The 17,766-nt window shown below is 29.7% G+C and carries 18 protein-coding genes; 9 read left to right on the top strand and 9 right to left on the bottom strand.

Annotation, left to right across the window (positions count from 1 at the left end; genetic code table 11):
• Position 1: 1 nt before the first annotated feature.
• Positions 2–829, bottom strand: coding sequence for a phytanoyl-CoA dioxygenase family protein (locus Q0049_RS05885; RefSeq protein ID WP_298117579.1), 828 nt, complete (start codon positions 827–829; stop codon positions 2–4).
• Positions 830–993: 164 nt separating this feature from the next.
• Between Q0049_RS05885 and Q0049_RS05880 the strand changes: the two genes are divergently transcribed.
• From Q0049_RS05880 to Q0049_RS05855, 5 genes are all read left to right on the top strand, one after another.
• Positions 994–1,836: an AraC family transcriptional regulator gene (locus Q0049_RS05880; protein ID WP_298117577.1), complete on the top strand. Its 843-nt coding sequence runs from the start codon at positions 994–996 to the stop codon at positions 1,834–1,836.
• A gap of 838 nt (positions 1,837–2,674) precedes the next feature.
• Positions 2,675–3,433 carry a hypothetical protein gene (locus Q0049_RS05870; RefSeq protein WP_298117572.1) on the top strand — a complete coding sequence of 253 codons (759 nt, stop codon included), beginning with the start codon at positions 2,675–2,677 and terminating at the stop codon, positions 3,431–3,433.
• Positions 3,433–3,828 carry a DUF5675 family protein gene (locus tag Q0049_RS05865; protein WP_298117570.1) on the top strand — a complete coding sequence of 132 codons (396 nt, stop codon included), beginning with the start codon at positions 3,433–3,435 and terminating at the stop codon, positions 3,826–3,828. The genes Q0049_RS05870 and Q0049_RS05865 overlap by 1 nt, the downstream gene beginning before the upstream one ends.
• Before the next feature lie 9 nt (positions 3,829–3,837).
• Positions 3,838–4,053, top strand: coding sequence for a hypothetical protein (locus Q0049_RS05860; protein ID WP_026725702.1), 216 nt, complete (start codon positions 3,838–3,840; stop codon positions 4,051–4,053).
• Positions 4,040–4,216, top strand: coding sequence for a hypothetical protein (locus Q0049_RS05855; RefSeq protein WP_298117566.1), 177 nt, complete (start codon positions 4,040–4,042; stop codon positions 4,214–4,216). The genes Q0049_RS05860 and Q0049_RS05855 overlap by 14 nt, the downstream gene beginning before the upstream one ends.
• A 69-nt stretch (positions 4,217–4,285) precedes the next feature.
• Here the strand turns inward: Q0049_RS05855 and Q0049_RS05850 are convergent, their stop codons facing one another.
• The 3 genes from Q0049_RS05850 to Q0049_RS05840 all read right to left on the bottom strand — a co-directional run bounded on the left by Q0049_RS05850 (position 4,286) and on the right by Q0049_RS05840 (position 7,170).
• On the bottom strand, positions 4,286–4,741 hold the full coding sequence (locus tag Q0049_RS05850) for a hypothetical protein (protein ID WP_298117565.1): 456 nt from the start codon (positions 4,739–4,741) through the stop codon (positions 4,286–4,288).
• A 1,569-nt stretch (positions 4,742–6,310) separates the two neighbouring features.
• On the bottom strand, positions 6,311–6,826 hold the full coding sequence (locus Q0049_RS05845) for an ImmA/IrrE family metallo-endopeptidase (RefSeq protein WP_298117563.1): 516 nt from the start codon (positions 6,824–6,826) through the stop codon (positions 6,311–6,313).
• Positions 6,823–7,170 (bottom strand): helix-turn-helix transcriptional regulator, encoded by a 348-nt coding sequence (locus Q0049_RS05840; protein ID WP_298117561.1) that lies wholly within the window; start codon positions 7,168–7,170, stop codon positions 6,823–6,825. Before Q0049_RS05840 ends, Q0049_RS05845 begins: the two co-directional genes overlap by 4 nt.
• Positions 7,171–7,396: 226 nt before the next feature.
• Here Q0049_RS05840 and Q0049_RS05835 point away from each other — a divergent pair, with 226 nt between their 5' ends.
• Genes Q0049_RS05835 through Q0049_RS05820 form a run of 4 tightly spaced genes read left to right on the top strand, consistent with a single transcriptional unit; the run spans position 7,397 to position 10,470 of the window.
• Positions 7,397–7,843 (top strand): lecithin retinol acyltransferase family protein, encoded by a 447-nt coding sequence (locus tag Q0049_RS05835; protein WP_298117559.1) that lies wholly within the window; start codon positions 7,397–7,399, stop codon positions 7,841–7,843.
• Positions 7,824–8,834 carry a CBASS cGAMP-activated phospholipase gene (locus Q0049_RS05830; protein WP_298117557.1) on the top strand — a complete coding sequence of 337 codons (1,011 nt, stop codon included), beginning with the start codon at positions 7,824–7,826 and terminating at the stop codon, positions 8,832–8,834. Before Q0049_RS05835 ends, Q0049_RS05830 begins: the two co-directional genes overlap by 20 nt.
• Before the next feature lie 2 nt (positions 8,835–8,836).
• Complete coding sequence (locus Q0049_RS05825) at positions 8,837–9,778, top strand: nucleotidyltransferase (protein WP_298117555.1); 942 nt, start codon at positions 8,837–8,839, stop codon at positions 9,776–9,778.
• Between the two features lie 2 nt (positions 9,779–9,780).
• Positions 9,781–10,470, top strand: coding sequence for a hypothetical protein (locus Q0049_RS05820; RefSeq protein ID WP_298117553.1), 690 nt, complete (start codon positions 9,781–9,783; stop codon positions 10,468–10,470).
• 126 nt (positions 10,471–10,596) lie between these two features.
• Here Q0049_RS05820 and Q0049_RS05815 read toward each other — a convergent pair whose 3' ends face one another.
• Genes Q0049_RS05815 through Q0049_RS05795 form a run of 5 tightly spaced genes read right to left on the bottom strand, consistent with a single transcriptional unit; the run spans position 10,597 to position 17,741 of the window.
• Complete coding sequence (locus tag Q0049_RS05815; protein WP_298117551.1) at positions 10,597–11,640, bottom strand: carbohydrate kinase family protein; 1,044 nt, start codon at positions 11,638–11,640, stop codon at positions 10,597–10,599.
• A 14-nt stretch (positions 11,641–11,654) separates the two neighbouring features.
• Positions 11,655–12,785: a hypothetical protein gene (locus Q0049_RS05810; RefSeq protein ID WP_298117550.1), complete on the bottom strand. Its 1,131-nt coding sequence runs from the start codon at positions 12,783–12,785 to the stop codon at positions 11,655–11,657.
• 8 nt (positions 12,786–12,793) lie between these two features.
• Positions 12,794–14,734 carry a hypothetical protein gene (locus Q0049_RS05805; RefSeq protein WP_298117548.1) on the bottom strand — a complete coding sequence of 647 codons (1,941 nt, stop codon included), beginning with the start codon at positions 14,732–14,734 and terminating at the stop codon, positions 12,794–12,796.
• Positions 14,731–15,861 (bottom strand): hypothetical protein, encoded by a 1,131-nt coding sequence (locus Q0049_RS05800; RefSeq protein ID WP_298117546.1) that lies wholly within the window; start codon positions 15,859–15,861, stop codon positions 14,731–14,733. Before Q0049_RS05800 ends, Q0049_RS05805 begins: the two co-directional genes overlap by 4 nt.
• Entirely contained in the window at positions 15,858–17,741 is a 1,884-nt protein-coding gene (locus Q0049_RS05795; protein ID WP_298117544.1) for an HAD family hydrolase, read from the bottom strand. The genes Q0049_RS05800 and Q0049_RS05795 overlap by 4 nt, the downstream gene beginning before the upstream one ends.
• Positions 17,742–17,766: the final 25 nt, after the last annotated feature.

The following is a 17,766-nucleotide window of genomic DNA, read 5'->3' as shown; positions in this document are numbered from 1 at the left end:
ATTAGTTTGAATATAGAATTGGATTAATAGGAGAGTTGATGATTTCACCAATTTTTGCATCGGGACACCAAGTATTCCAATCGTGTATTTGGTTTTTATTTTCCGGATTTTTCAAAATCATGTCTTTATCCATGTAAATGATGGTCATTACTTTTCTCATTTCATTAGTTACATTGGCACCAGCACGATGAAAAACCCAACCTGAATGGAAACTAATTTCGCCAATATCAAAAGCTTCAATGACGTGTTTAAAATCAGTTACTTTTAATTTTTTTTGAATTACTTCTTCACTTTCGTCTCCAATTTCTAGTTCGCGACCTTCTACAATAGTATGACTTCCAGCACTGAATTCTAATGGACCCATTTCGAGTGGTGTTGCTTGTAAAGGTATCCAAGCTGTAACGGTTTTATCAGTTTCTAAAGGCCAATAATATTGGTCAGCATGCCAAGGAGTAATTCCACCGCCACCTTCTTTAAACAAAGCTTGGTCGTGGTATAAACGAACACCGTTTACTTCCATTAAATCAGAAGCTATTTTTGCTATTCGTTTACTAAAAATTAATTCTTTTACTACTGTATTTTCCAACCATAAATTAAATAATTGTAGAAATGCTTTTCCGTAAGTAGTTCTGTCCTCAAGTGCTGTTTGCTCTTGGTTCATTACGTTTACTTGTTTTGTAATAACTTCGTTAAAGAACTGAACCGTTTCTGGATTTAGAACTTCTTTTAATTTGATGAATCGATTTTTCTGATAGAAATCAATTTGTTCTTGCGAAAGCGAATAAGGTGTTTCAAGAAATTCGGTTATTGTTTTTGGTACTGTTTGCATATTCCTATAGTATTAAAATCTAGTAATTTATAATTGGTTATTCTATTTTAGGATTTTCAAATCTATAAATTCGTTTCGGATAGATTTAACATTAATTTGTTAGATTATGACACTATATTGAATTATTTTTGGATATTAATATTAAAATAAGTTTATAATAAACTATGAAAGCCAAATTAGAAGACATACCATCAGAAAAAGGAACTTCAAGTTTTTATGCTTACAGATTTCAGGTTCCTTTTTTTGAGTTTAAATGGCATTATCATCCAGAGTTTGAATTGACTTATATAGTTAAGGGAAGTGGTTATAGAATTGTAGGTGACTCTTATGAGTATTTTAGTGCTGGTGATTTAGTTTTGTTGGGAAGCAATTTACCTCACACTTGGTCTGGAATATTAGAAGATGATGTTTATTCTGAAGCTGTAGTAATTCAGTTTTCTAAAGAATTTATTTCGTCATTTTTAGAACTTAAAGAAAGTGTATTGATTAAAAATATGTTGGAAACTTCTGTAAGAGGAATTAGTTTCGAGACTAATGAAGTGATAGTTTCTAAAATTATTGGTTTAACTGAGAGTTCAGGAGTAGATAGAATTTTGAAGTTGATAACAATTTTAGATGATTTATCTAAACAACAAGCAACATTTATAGCATCCAATACTTTTCATAATGTTGTTTCAAAGAAAAATGAAATGCGGATTAATAAAGTTTGTCAGTTCATCCAAAGCAATTTTAACAATAAAATATCTTTGAGTGAAGTAGCAAATCTTATTTATTTGACTGAAAGTAATTTCTGTAAATTTTTTAAAAAAGCAACAGGAAAAACGTATTCCGATTATCTAAATGAAATAAGAATTAATGAGGCTTGCAGATTGTTGGCACAATCAGAAAAGACAATTAGTCAGATTTCCTTTGAGTGTGGTTTTGAAACTCTGAGTTATTTTAATAGAGTTTTTTTGAATAAAAAAGGTATGACGCCTTCTGTGTTTAAAAAGGAAAAACTAATTTAATATTTAATAAAAATACTATTCATCGACTTTTAAGAAGTTCATAGTTGACTTAGGGAAACAGTTTCCATGGTAAAATAAAAAAACCGATTAGTTTCCTAATCGGTTTTTGTCTGCGGAGAAAGAGGGATTTGATTACCTATTTCAACGTATTCTATAACAGCTCGTTATAATTGAATTTTTATTTGTGTAACCGATTTTACCCCCTTTTTAATCGTAAAAATTACATTTCATTTGTGAGTTGTAAATATACTCATTTGCAATGATATAGCAAATTAAAATTCAATAAACATTACTAAAAATTGAACAAGTTGTTCAAGTATTTGATTGTGTATATCTTGATTAAAATCTATCTGAAGTATTTTCCAATTTTAACCAAAAATCAAGTGAGTTACTTGTTCATATTTTATACCTGAATATGTGCAGAACTCTTCAATCGTTAGAAACTCATTTTCGAGCTTGTTGAGGTCTTTTTTTATCTTTTGCATTAATCTAGTACTTTGACGATAACTCTTGCCTGTTATTCGTTGTATGTCCTTCGGATAGATGCATACCCTCTGATTATTCAATTTCATACTTTATCCATACCTTTGATATAGCTATGCTATACTTCTGACCTGCAGAAAATCTTTTGCAATTTAGTTAAAAATTTTCATACTTATTTATTGGGTTTTTATGTTGATTTAAGACACTTGTGTCGATTTTGGACATATGGTACACTTATGACTTTTTATTTAGTGAAATGCTTTGTAAACTTTGCTTTAATCATTCAAAATGTGGTTGCAACTGATTGAAAGAATGAAGGAGATTTTAAATGAATGTTTAACAAAATTTTGAAGTTATGGCTAGACAGAAAGGCATAATTAAACTAAAAGGTACTATCGGAGATATTACTTTTTACAAAACGCAAGATGGACACTTGGCGAGAGAAAAAGGCGGAATTGACGCTAGTAGAATAGCAAGTGATCCTGCGTTTCAAAGAACTCGTGAAAATGGCTCCGAGTTTGGTAGAGCTGGTAAAGCAGGAAAAATGCTTAGAACGGCTTTAAGACCGCTTTTAATCAATTCTGCTGATGGTAGAATGGTTAGTAGATTGACACAAGCTATGGTTAAAGTGCTTCAAGCGGATTTGACAAGTGTACGTGGATTGCGTAATGTGATTGATGGAGAAGCCGAATTGTTATTTGGTTTTGAATTCAATATTCGTGGTAAACTTGGCACTACCTTGTTTGCTCCGTTTGTAGCAACTATTGACCGTGTGGCTGGTGAAATTACTGTGGATTTAGCATCATTTATTCCTGCGAATATGATTGCTGCTCCAAGTGGAACTACTCATTACAAAATTATTTCTGGTGGAGCGGAAATTGATTTTGAAGCTGAAACGTACGTGGTTTCTACTTCTGAAACTGCAATTTTGCCTTGGGATGGAACTGCTACTGCTCCAATTAACCAAGTGAATACGGTTACTGCTAACTCAACTAAGCCATTATTTTTGGCTTTAGGTGTTGAGTTCTATCAGCAGATAAATGGACAAATGTATCCATTGAAAAATGGTGCTTTTAACCCATTATCAATTGCAAAAGTTGATAGCGGTGTGTAATGGTTATTTGGTTAACTAGAACTTATTTCCCTGAAGGAACAAATGGTAAACTCGAATGCGAAGGCAAATTGATTTGCAATACAATTGAATTGCCGTGGAAGATGAACGAAACGAAGGTTTCCTGTGTTCCGGAAGGGAAATATTTTATTAGAAAGCGATACAGCGCAAAATACAAATGGCATTTAGAATTGGTGGATGTGCCGAATAGAAAGTTTATTCTATTTCATCCTGCTAATAATGCTCAAAAGGAATTGCAAGGTTGTATTGCTCCTGTTACTAAACTTTCTGGACCTGGTTTAGGTTTGATGTCGAGAAAAGCTTTTACGGAGCTAAAAGACTTTGTTTACAAAGCTTTGAACAATAAAGAAAGTGTTGAATTAATTATCCAATCTTAATTTTAGATTATGAAAAAAATCATTAATAGAGCAAAAGCTCCTACACCAAAATTTTTCAAAGTGCTTCGAACTGTTGGGTTAGCATTAGCTGCCGTTGGTGGAACAATTTTAGCTGCTCCAATTGCTTTGCCTGCGATTGTAACTACCATTGGTGGCTATGTTGCGGTAGCTGGAGGAGTTTTGTCAGCTGCAAGTCAGCTTACTACAACTGATGACAGCAAATAATCCCACATTGATGGGAACTGCTGGAGGCACACTTTTAAGTATTGTACCTAATCTTTCCTCTGATGATATTGCCAAAACGGTTATCTTAGCTACTGTTGGAGCCGTTGTCAGTTTTACGATTTCGTTACTACTTAAAAACCTAAATAAGAAGCACAAAAAATAAGTTTAGCCCTAGTTGTGGTGACCTTTGGGTTAAACAAAACGAAAGCCAAGTCGAAAGACCTGGCTTTTTTTATTTACTTATATATCTGTATAAAATAACTCTTCGCATATCATTGATAAGATTTAGATTTTCATGGAAACGTTTTTCGCTTTGTTCCAGAAGCTTTAAAGTTTCAATGTTTTTAACGTGCTCCTTGTGGTCTTTTATCTCTTGGTTAACTTTTATAGAAAATTCTTTTCTAATGTCGTGTAGGTTTAAAAATGGGATTACTGAACCTCTAAGGAATTGATGCCAAAATTTAGTTTTCCAAAGTGCATAAGCAGTTAAATTTATAGTATCAAAATCAGATTCATTTTCAAAAATGATAACGAAACTGTTTGTAAATGGCTCTTTTTGTGGCTTTCCGCTATTCATCCCTTTGTTAAGTAGGAATAAATGTGGTTTTGTGTAGATAGTGTCTTTTTTGTGGGTTTTAATGATAAATTTCAGCATAACATCGGCTTTAAAAATTAGATTAATTTTCAATTTTTTGCGGTGTTTCTTCTGAAATGTAGATGTGCCTCGCTACGCTCCGCTCCGCCCATTAAATTTTTTCAAAAGAAAAAAAGAAAAAAAAGAAAGCCATTCGTCTAGTGGAGGGTTTCAAAAAAGCAAGTTTTTTTAAAAAAAATACTACCTGATACATCATCGGTAATCGGGTTATCAAAATCAAAATAGAATGTTTTGCGAAACGGTATAGGTGGAGATTTTTTTTAAAACCCGTAGGGCTTGAACTTGATTTTTTGTAAACCTGGAACTTATCTTTGCTTCCTTTTTTTTATTTATTTTTTTTGAAATTTCCTGTAATCGTCTTTTTGAAAACGGAGTTGAATCGGAAGAAGTTGTGGTTTACGAGATTTTGTTATGAAATCACGTCGTCTTCTAAAGGGAATTGAATTTTAAAACAGGATAAATATCCATAGGCAAATCAATAAAAATGCTTTTATCCTGTTTTAAAATTCAATACTCTTTAGTGGGTTTGTTTTTTGAGGATGCTTTGTGCGTCTATTGAAAGCAGAATTTGTATTTCAGGAGAAAATTTGTTTTGAAAATGGAAAGCATCTTCAAAAAACAATGCAAATACTTACCTAGTGCGATGAGGCAGTTGCGCAGGCAAGTGTATTATTTTTTATTTGCTTATTGGATTGTTCTGATTGGTTTTATGATGGATTGATGCCTGATATATCTTTTAAAAAAAATAGTTCAATTACTACGAAGTATGATTGTAACGTTAAGGCATCAGGCCATCGTGAAACCAATTTACTGGGATAGATCTGGCAAATAAAAAATAATACTCTTGCTGGGGATTTTGGTTTTGTGGGTAATAAAATGGCTTTTAACATAGGCAAATTAACATAATGTCAAAGCCATTTTATTACTTACAAAAGCAATGAAAACACTTCCTATTTAACCACAAAGCTTATAAAAACAGTTACCGTGAACGTTCTTGAAAGCAAGTATAACCGTAAAGTTTCCTATGAAATGGAGAACGTTGTTAAAGACAGTGGCGAAGGACGGTGTTTTTTGTAGCTGGGTGATGCGATGGGAGCTGCAAAAAAGGTTGTCCTGGAGCCACTGGCAAGCGCGTTGGGTGAGCGGCTTTTTTACATAATGTTATTATAGTGCATCCGAGATTTTATTAGTAGCAGGATAGTTCTTTATGCACTATAATGCCACATTATGTAAAGAAGCTTGGGAAAAAAAATTACTGGCATGAGTTGCGAAGCGTACGTGTTATTGCACCAATAACCATGACAGTAATTTTTTTTGGAGCGTTGGGAAGGAGTGGCATTGTAACCGTAGTTTTTAACTTTATTTTTATTGTGTTGTTACTAAAAAGTTAGTTCAATTATTTGGGCTTTACAAAGTTATTTTTTATTGAAATTAGTGATCAATTTCATAATATATGGTTTGCTACAATAACGTACAAAATCTGTTTAATTGTTTTTTATGTAATTGGTTTTAATTGATATAAAACAAATGCTGATTTTTTTGGCGCGCTTTCTGGTATTGACAATGAATTGCCTTACGTCTTTTTATAAAATAGATCTTATGTTAAGCTATGTAATAATCTAAATTAGATAATCTGAAGGTCATTGCTTGTTCACTAACATTAAATTTTTTAGCAAGATGTTTTACTATATCACTAACTTCATCAGATAAAGCCTCCAATTCTAATTCAATTAATTTACTTGGCATTAATAAAGATGCAGCAAATGCATTTGCTTCTCTTTCTTTTAAAAATTCTCCAGTTGTAGAGGCAGAATTTCTATACATAGCTTTTGGAGATTTATCTAGAAAAAATGGTTGCTCGTTTGAATGTAAAATATAATGTCCTAATTCATGTGCTACTGTAAAGCGGATTCTTTTATTATCTTCATTTCCGTTATAAGAAATGATAGGAGTTTTATCGGACATAATAAATACACCAGACACATCATCATCAAATTTTTTCTTTAAAACTTGAACTCCAATTTTTTTAGCTAATTTAATAACATCAAAACTAGGAATAAAAAAATCATTCTCTTTCAAAAGATTTTCTGTTTTTTCTTCAATATATCTAAATATCATTTTTTAGTATTGTTTAGAATGTTTTCAATAACTTTTCTAGAATTGTCTGTAACATCTATATTTTCAAGGAAGATAGTGTACAAATCATTTGTATTGCTTGAGGTCTTTTCTTGAACTTCGGCATAGGTTGGTAGAATTGTTTGCACATCCATATCTAAAACCTTGCAGATTTCGAATAGAGTGTGAAGTGTAGGTTGCTGTCTGCCTTTTTCAATATTGGAGATAGATGATCTCCCAATATTGATTTTCTCAGATAAATCATTTTGATTTAAACCAATACTCTCTCGTCTTTTTTTTATTCTTTCTCCAACAATTTGGTAAAGAATGGTGTTAAAAGAAGCCATATTTCGTAGTTGCTTAATTTTAAATCTTTGACAAAAATATATAAAAAAATGATTGTGGCAATTTTAATTAACAAATTATATAGTTAAACTAACAAGGTTATCAATAATTTATAAGTTATCAACACAATCAATGTTAGTAAAACAAACATTAAAAAATATTGTCATTATAACAAACATTTGAAAATATTTTATATATTTGCCCTGTTAATTATTAATTCAAAAAAACATGTATTTAGAACAAAATTTAGTAAACCGTTATGGTTTAGAACCTGGTGACAGAATTGTTGTCCCAAAAAGTAGTTGGAATTTAGTACAACACCATGCTCTATATTTAGGGTATAATATGAATGGAGAGCATTTGATTTGTGAAAATGTTATCGGAATAGGTGTAGTTCTTACAAGAGTGAGTTATTTTTTTAAAGATGTTAAATCCATCACTAGAATCGAAAAATTTAAAGGCAATTCTTTAGAAAGAAAAAATGTAGTGCAAAAAGCTTTGCAAAAATTAGGACAGCCCTACAGTTTAATAAACTATAACTGTGAAAGTTTTTGTAATGATATATTGTTTAATAAACCAAAAAGTTTGCAAGTTCAAACTGGTGTGTTTTTTGGTTTAGTTGCTTTTGTATTACTAATGGCAACATCAGGAGAAAATGGGCAAAAAAGTTTTTAAAATACTATCGATTGATGGAGGAGGAATCAAAGGATTATATAGTGCATCTATTTTAGCATCTTTTGAATTGAAGACTAGTAAAAGTATTACAGATCATTTTGATATGATATGTGGTACTTCTACTGGTGGATTAATTGCAATTGGTCTAGCAAATGGAATGAGTGCACAGTCTTTGGTAGATTTATATTTGACAAAAGGGTCAAAAATATTTCCTACTTCGAATAATTATATTATCAGAGGTTTTCAGAATTCTTATAAAAAAGTTAAGCAAATTTTCTTTTCTAATAAACATTCAGTGAAGCCATTGAAAACAATACTTGAGGATTTGTTTGGTGATAAAACAATGAATGATGCAAATAACTTGCTTTGTATTCCTAGTTTTAATTTAACTAATGGACAACCAAAAGTTTTTAAAAAGTCTGGAAGTCAAACAGAACATTTTGTAGATAATACAATCAAACTCGTTGATATTGCATTAGCTACTTCTGCTGCACCAAGTTATTACCCTGTTCACGAGCATAATAACTTTTTATACACTGACGGCGGTGTTTGGGCAAACAATCCCTCTCTTTGTGGATTATTAGAAGCTATTGATTATTACGTTGGAGAAGGAAAAGAATATGATGATTTTAGTATTTTATCTATTTCCAGTATAACTAACCCGAATGGTTGGATATCTACATCAAATAAATCAAAATCTATTATTGGATGGAAGGAGAAAATGTTCCAGACAGCATTAGATGGACAATCTTATTTTACAGATTATTTTTTACGAAAAATAGTTCCAAAAATAAATCCTAAAGGGAATTATTTAAGAATTAAATCGCCGGATTTGTCAAGTGCTCAAATGAACATTATTACGATGGATAGAGCTGATAAAAAAACACTGTTAACAATACAATCATTAGGAAATCAAGTTGGGAATACGTTTTCTACTAAACCTGAAGTCTTAGAATTTTTTAAAACTATTAAGAACTATAAAAACAATTAAAAATGGCAAACTGTCACAACTTGTTTGGAGAATTTAATACCGAAATTTCTCTGACATCAAATAAAAAAACAAAAATGACCACTTCTAAAGATGGTTTAAGAGAAAGAATTAGAAAGTATTTCAAAGAACATCATTCAGAATATATTCCGAAATTTTACATACAAGGTTCTTATAAAATGAAAACAGGAATTAGAACTAAGGACGACATTTGTGACTTGGACGATGGTGTTTATTTTTTTAGAACTCCTGACGTAACAGCTACAACTTTGCAAAGCTGGATTTGGGATGCAGTTAATGGTTATACAGCGAGTTCACCTGAGCATCGAAAAAAATGTATAAGAAATGTGTTTTCTGGCGATTATGAAATTGATATTCCGGTATATTACAAAGTTAGTGGTAAAGAATATCAACTTGCTGTAAAAAACAATGGATGGGAAGATAGCGATCCAAAAGCACTTATTGACTGGTTTAATGCAAATAAAGATTCCAATGGAAAAATGATCAAAGCAATAAAAGAATTAAAAGCTTGGTGTGATTATAAAAGAAATAAAATGCCTAGCGGACTTGCCATGACTATTCTCGCTATGAATGCAAAAGATAAAATTGTTCTTAATGATAGAGATGACATTTTATTAACTGACATTTTACGAGAAATTAAGAAAACGTTAGCCCAAAAATTTGAATGTGTAGTTCCTGTGACTCCAAACGACGACTTGTTTAGTGATTATGATACTACTCGAAAAAATAATTTTCTTACTAATTTGGATAATTTTCTTGCTGATGCGGAAGCAGCATTGAAAGAGCAAAATCATCTGAAGGCTAGTAGATTGTGGCAAAAGCATTTAGGAACTCGGTTTCCTGATGGAGAAGATAAAAATGAACAAACTAGTAGCACTTCATCAACAGTAGGCGGCGCTGCTTTATCACGACCTTGGTCAAAATAAAGATGAACGGTTATACTATTTTTGAGCAAGAGGCATTAGAAGTTATAGATGAATACAAGGAATTATCATTTAAAATTGAAGATGGAGTACCTTGTATTTTCGGGTCAATAATATTGCTCGATGAATATGGCAATATTGAAGATACTTTTCAAATAGCGATAAAAGCGGTATCTAATTATCCTTATAATTTTCCATTACTATATGAAACTGGTGGTCGTATTCCCAGAAATGTTGATTGGCATATTTTTGAACAAACTGGAAATTGTTGCATTGCTTCTCCACCCGAGGAGATGATAATTTGCAATAGTGGCATAACGCTAAGTTCATTTATCAATAATCAGGTAAAGAACTATTTTTATAGCCAAATTTTTAGAAATCAAAATGGTTATTTTTTAAAAGAAAGGTCACATGGAAATAAAGGATGGATTGAGTTTTTTGAAGAAACATTTATGACAGATAATATTTTTAATATTGAATTTGGATTGAACCAAATTATTGAAGGTAAAAAAATTGATCGTGTATCTATCTGTTTTTGTGGAAGTGGTAAAAAGTATAGAAAATGCCATAAGAAAAGTTATGACATTTTATCTAAACTAAGTATGGAACATATCCTCTATTTTCTTCATGCTCTCAGAGAAACAAATGAGTATCAAATTGCTATTTATAAGAGAAATCAGATTTTATATAAGTAAATTTCTCATATCTTACCTAAGCTTTGGGAAAGGCTTTTGTTGCCTTGCACTAATTATCTATCGGGTTGCTTAACTTCTGGCATACAAAAACTTTTCTAGCGTTGGGAAGGCGTGGCGACTGAAAACCTATATTATTAATAAAGAAGATATAGTATCTTCAAAATTATTTCGCTCTTTTATAAGAATATTATCTAATAAATTATTTTTATCAAAACAATTTGTAATTAACTTCTCTGATAAATCATGTAATAAATCATTATCTACTTGATACATTAGACCACGAGCACCTTTAAATAAACAGCTAAATGCTCCTAAAGTTTGAGCATATTTTAAAATATTTTCAGTTGTCTCAATGCTGATTTCATTTATGGAATTTATATTATTCTCAATTAATCCTTTAATAACTCCAGCTGTAGTCCAGTCACCAGCACCAGCACTGTCAATAATACTACCTAGATTAAACGGTGGAATATGTTTCCATTCACTTTTATTACCTTCTATATTGTTATTAATTCTATAATTAATACCGTTTTTACCTAAAGTTTCTATTTCAAGAGGAATTATACCTTGGTCAAAAATTGTTTTATATAATGGTATTCTATCATTTGAAAATTTTAGTATGTCAACAAAATTAATTAATTCATTAATCAAGGCTTGATTATCAATCTTTAAAGATGAAGGTTCAAATACAACTATAGCTCCACTTTTTTTGTATAATTTGGCTAATTCTACAGAACTTCTGCTAATTCTATCTAAATAAAAAAAATTACATTTAGGTTTTTTATTATAAAAATAATCAATAGTTTTAGCTAAAACAGGCTTGAAAGAGGGTAAATATTTTCCATTCTCAGGATTCCTAAATTCAAACTTATGAATTGGTTTCCCTTCTTTTGATTTACTCAATCGTTGAATTATAATAGGTGTACTTCCATCATCACTTTTAAAAATAAGATCCGTTTTTACACCCCAGAATTTAAAATCACTTATCAGTTCTTCAGTTGCCTTATTGTTTGCTAATCTAGCTATTGGATAAGTGTTAAAACCTAAATATGAAAGAATACACAATACATTTCCACAAGAACCACCTGCATATAACAAAGGTTTTACTTCTGAATTCTTTTCTAAAACTACATCAAGAGCAACGAGCCCCATTCCAACTATACTTTTCATTTTTCTATTTTTATTTATATGTAAGGTTCACCAGCAATCCACATATGAAAAAGCTCATTACTTTTTAAAATTTCTTGTTTATCCTTTTGGTCTACAAATTTATGACTAATTGAATCAACATGTTTTATTCCTATTCTTAAATCTTTCCTTTCATTCTCAAAACTTTTTGTTTCATAAACAGCTAGAAAAGCTCCAACTGTTAACAATTTACTAGATAAAGCTGAAACAATTACTTTTGTGCCTCCAAAAATGTTTAATGACAAACTATGTCGTTCAATTGTGTTTCTAATCAATCTATAAACTTGAAAAGGGTTTTGCTCATCAGCATATATAATATTTTTTACATCAAAATCCCTGTCATTAAGTAATTTATCTTGATAGTGGTTAATTAGATCATCACCTCTTCTGAGGTCTTTAGATGGAAAAGGTAAGATTGCACAAGTAGATACTGGATTTACTGAACTTCTTATTTTATCATATTGTTCTAATTGTTTCTCTCCCAAGATAGCAATCCAAACTTCTTTGAACTTTTGATTAATTGCTAAATCATGAATGCTCAGACCATGTATAAACTCAGCAGACTGTTCTACTCCTTCGTCTTCAATTTTAGAATCTAAAAGATAATTCTCTGTAACTACAACATGAAGATTAACTTTACACTCAGGGTGATTGTCAATTATTTTCAAAATTTTATGCAATAAAGGAATGAAAACACCTCTAGGCATAGCACTTATATCTACAATCACATCACTATATAAGTTAATTTGCTCAATATTTTCAATAATATTATGAGCAGTTATAGATGCAATACTTTTTTGTTCAGCTCTTGTGATTATGGGAACAATAGTCCGAATAGAATTATTTACCGCTTCTAAAAAATTGACTAATTCAGTTTCATGTTGTTTTACTTCATCTGATGTAATATTACTATCTTTTTCCTCTTGACTTTGGAAATATCTGACACTTAAAACGTCTCTTTTGCCACTTCCATCTATGTTATAAATCGTTTTTATTCCATTTAATGTTCGCGGATCAAAACCTAAGCCATGAATATAAAGTAAATCTTTACTTTCTGTTAAATAATTTCCCCAAAAATCTATACATTTTTCAGATTTTTTATTTAAAATATAATTTTTCCATCTCATTTCCATAATTAAAAGTCTAAAGTATTGTTAAATGAATTTGCTTGCCCTTTAGTTAAAAATTTTTTGAAATCATTTAATTTCTTGACTTTAAATTTTCCATTATTTAGAGGTAGACCATATTTCGAACAATAAATTCTATTTAAATAAAGAATCATAACTTCTTTTCCTTGAACTTTATAATTTAATCTAAAATCGAGTAAATTATATGCAATACATATCGCAATTATCTTAGCTGTAGTATGTAATGCATGTTTTGGGTCATTTATTGCTCTATTTTTAAGCAAATCTCGTTCTTGCATAGTTAGTGCAATACCGTTTATTCCAGGAGAATTCCATGCATTTGGAGTATATGTATGTTCTCTACAAAACAAACCAATATTATCAAGAAAAACTTTAATCTGAGTAGAATTTGGAACTCTAATATCCATTTCTTTCCATTTTTCGTCTGTTAGTTTTTTAATCAATTGATCCTGTTTTTTTGGTGAAATAGATACTGGATTACTATTGCTTTGTGAAATTTTCTTTAATTGATTCAGACTTATTGCTTCAAATAATTTTCCTGAAATATTTAAAAATTGTTCAATGTTAGAAGAAGATAGTCTACTTATTTTATCTATACCATAATAGTAAGGCATTTTAAACTCATCGTGAAGGAATAATCTAGCAGCATTTTCAATATCTGAACCATCCTGATGTTCTAGTGAATTCTCATCTAATAATTCTTCAAATTGTAAAACTTGCTGAGAGTTTCCATGGTCTCTGTTAATTAAAATTTCTAACCTTTTCCATTCTACTAATGTTTCAATTTCGTTACCGTTAAATTCCTCTCTTGTCAATAACCATTTTTCATACTTTTTCTTATTAAAGTTTGTATATAGCCTGCCTTTAATAGTTTGAATATTTTTTTTAGCAGTTTCATTGAAATCTTTATCAATAACCTCAGATAAATACGATGAAAAATTTGTGGATTCTCCTTCAGCAATTGTTGACAAGCGTTTCTCTGCTACAGAGCTAGCAAACTTTTGAAACTTATTTCCTTTACTCCAAAATTGTTCCAAATTAATAAAAACAAAATCTCTCTTTATAATATTGCCTTCTGAAATTATTTCTTCCATTGTGAGAGCTTGTAATCTTTCAGCAATCCAAACATTCACTATTGGCCTTCTATCTATTATATTTTTCATCAATGAAGTCCTCTGTTTTTGACTTAAATTATGGACATCATCTAACATAATTAGAATTTTCTCTTTGATAGGATTTCCATCATAAACAATATTCTTGCCATCAAATAGATGAAGAGAATATAATTCAACTACTTTATCTACATCATGATTATCTGATAAAGTAATATTATCAATATCGCTACAAATTTTTTCTTCATTTTCACAACACCAATCATAAATATCCTTTCCATTGTTTATATTTCGTAGAGGATTATATCCAGTCATTGCTGGATTTTGATTGATATTTAATTTATCTAAATCTTCGGGAAACTCTAAATCTTTAATTCTACAAAATGAATATAATACTGATAAAATTATTCTTGTATTTAATAATGAAAAAAATAAATGATTTTTTGCAGCATCATTAATTTTCAAATATTCCAATGTTGAATATTCATTAGTGAAAGGAATATGTGTAGAAATTAATAAAGGATTGTCTTTATCATCATAAACACCCAATGATTTTAGTTTTTTGTATATTTCTAATAAGTGTAGCTCATCTTTTTGTTTGTTTTTTATCCGTAAAAGTATATCCGGAGTAAATAACCTCAATAAAGTTGTTTTGCCTCCTCCTGGTGAACTCCTAATAATATTTACAATGTCCCAAAGTGGTTTTTTCTCATCAAAAATATCAAGAACATCTGGGCTGAATAGTTGTATAAACTTGTCATCAGCACCAATTGTTTCTGAAGGTCTTGAAAAAAATGGATTAATATCTATTCTCATAATACACGATGTCTTGGGATTCTAGGAAATAATCCTTTAAAAATATCTGAATAATCATATGTCCATAAAAGAGGAACAGAATTGTTGGGTGTGTTATGCTCTAGTATTAATGGAAGTGCACAATCACTAAAACCAAGTTGAATGTTCTTTTGAGTATGCTTGTCTTCAATCAGTTCTTTATCATAATACTTCTCTTTTTTACATATATCAAAAATACCTTCATGGTTCTTAATCTGATATTGTTCATCTAATTCATGCATTATGATTAGCTCAGGCTTATGATTATATGTCTCAAATAACTTATCAAAATTACTTTCAATAGTTATTTTTGCTTGTGTTGAACAAATATATAATATGATATAAATTTTTAAATTTTTCTTATCAAAAGCGGAATCATAAATAGTTTTACTGGGATCATATAAATCTTTATATAATCCAGCAATTTTACCTTTTAGTTCTCCTTTATCATTTTGTTTTAAATAAGAAGTCCCACTAGCAGAAAAATCGTCTATTAAAAAAAGAGTTTTAAATTTAGCTTGTTCAGAATCTTTGTTCAATTCAAGTTTAAATCTATTATTTAAATCTTCAATTAATTCATCTTTCATTTTTGAAACTCTTTGTTCTGATAATTCATAAGTCAAATAAATTTGTTCGTGAGTTAAAATGCCAGTATTTGCTCTACGGAATATATCTAGTCTAGCTCCATCACTTAAACCACAAAATAGTGATTGTCTTTTTAAAACCTCATATTCATTAGATTTTTCGATATGCTTTAACTTGTACTCTGGAACATTAATTTTTATAGCTGTAATCTTGATTAAGATATACTGTAGTTTGTCAATAAAACATGATTCAGCTATTAAATTAATCTCTGAAGATGAGATGTAGACTATACGGTTCATAATAAAATCTAATGCAATTTTTTTATCTATTGAGTCAAATTGCTCTAACCAAATCGCTAATGTTTCAATAAATCTTAAACCAGCTGAATATTGTTGATAATTATCATATTTATAACGTGCTAATGCTTGAAAATACTTAATATATGATTGAGTCATATCTTCATCAATTTCATCTATACTACTTATTACCTTTTCAAGTAAAGCTTTTACAACATCATCTCTCATAATTTAATTTTAAAATAATTATTATATATTTCAATCATATCTAAATAATGCATCATTGTATCAGTACTTTTACCAATTGAATTTCCAAAATTCCAACATGAATTTTTATCAATTGATACTTCATCAACACTTAATGAAAAAGGATGACTTAATAATTCAAAATCATTACCAGGAAAATTACCTTTATCTCCAAAACATAAAATTTCATATCCATTCATCTTTGTTTTGCTCTGAATAAATTCTAGAACATTTAGTTTTGATACATCTGGTCTAACTATAACATCAATAGAATGATCAGATTGAACACAAAGAATTCCACTTTTATTTTGGAGATAAATAAACTTAATAACATCCGAAATAAATTCATCAGTAGTGTTCCTTTTTAATTCAATTGTCAATTGAGTTTTTTTATGTTTAGTAGCAATTTCATCTTTGTATTTTTCTATTAATTGACATTCAATAAATTCAAGTATGGGATTTTTAGAAAAGGTTTTTGACGGGATGTTATTGTCATTTAAAAAACCTATTTCACCACCATTATAATATCCAATAATAACTTTATTCCAGAATTCTTTTTTGATAACTCTTTGTAAATCTGTTCTAATTGATTTTCCTCTACCTGTTGCTACTCCAACAATTATATTATTTTCTAGCAATAGATTAATCTTATTTCCCATATCTTCTTTTAAACCGGTATATCGGTCAACAGCGTGACATAAAGTCCCATCATAATCAAAAACTATTGAATTAAATTTTTGTTTATTTATTTTAGTCTTATAATTATTTGATGCTTTTATCCATATATTTTTATCGCTTTCATCAAGACTAAAAAAAGATTTATTTCCTAATTTTTTTTGAATGGCGACTTTATCATTCTTTTTATTATTTGCATTTAGCAATTTAAAATAATTTAAATGATATAATTTGGAACCATAATCTGGAACTCCTGGTCTGCCTGGATCTATACTTTGAATATCACCCATTAAGTCAGTCAAATAAAAAGATTTTATCAATAAATTTAGAGAACTCAATGAATCTGATTTTGTCGTTTCAATTCTGAGAATAGGAATATTAGAAGGTATTAGAGCTAAAGTTTTTTCTGCTAGTTCTTTATCTTGTGGTGTAATTAAAGCAATGATAGCCGTCGAGAAAGTTCTTTTATCAAGCCAGTTATGTCTACCATGTCCAAAATTCCTGTAGTCTGATAAGAGAATGTTACCCAATGCTGCCTCAGAAAATTTAGACTCAATATCTATTGCTACTGGTAAACTCCAATCAGCATAAAGAACCTTAAAAGTATAGTCTTTATGGATTTTCTCTATAAAATCTTTTAAATCAATATTAAATTTTTCATCAACTATAATCATTTCGTTGTCAACTTCATACCCATATGCTCTATTTAACAAAATAAAAAAAGCTATTAAAGAGTTAGTTGCTAAAAAACCATCTTTTCCGATAGGATTTTTAAATTCAATAATTGAATCTATACCTAATTTTAAACTTAATTTATTTAAAGGTGTACTGTTTGCTAAGGTAATGCCATGTAAGCTTTTTGGATTTTCAATTATAGCGTTTTTAAAAGATGTCAAAATATCAGTATTTCTTCCGCTAGCACTGAGAAAAAGTAAAGAACATTTATCTATAATGTTTTTTGAATAAAATAATTCTAATGGAGTAATTGCTTTTGCAATTTGTCCTCTAGACTGATGTAATTTTGATGCAAAATAGCAGGCACTTAAAGAACCACCCGATCCAATTATTAATAAAGGATTTTGCTCAAATTTCTCTATTTGTGTTTTAAGTTCAGAAATTTCTAAACTACAAGCCCATTCATATATTTCCTTTATAGATTGTAATTCTTTTTTAAAAGGTTTACCCATAACAATTGTTTAATTTATTTAATTT

Origin of the sequence: Flavobacterium sp. (assembly GCF_027484205.1) — a bacterium.
Taxonomy (GTDB): Bacteria; Bacteroidota; Bacteroidia; order Flavobacteriales; family Flavobacteriaceae; genus Flavobacterium.
Note: the sequence above shows the minus strand (reverse complement) of the source record. Positions and strands in the feature narration are given on the sequence as shown.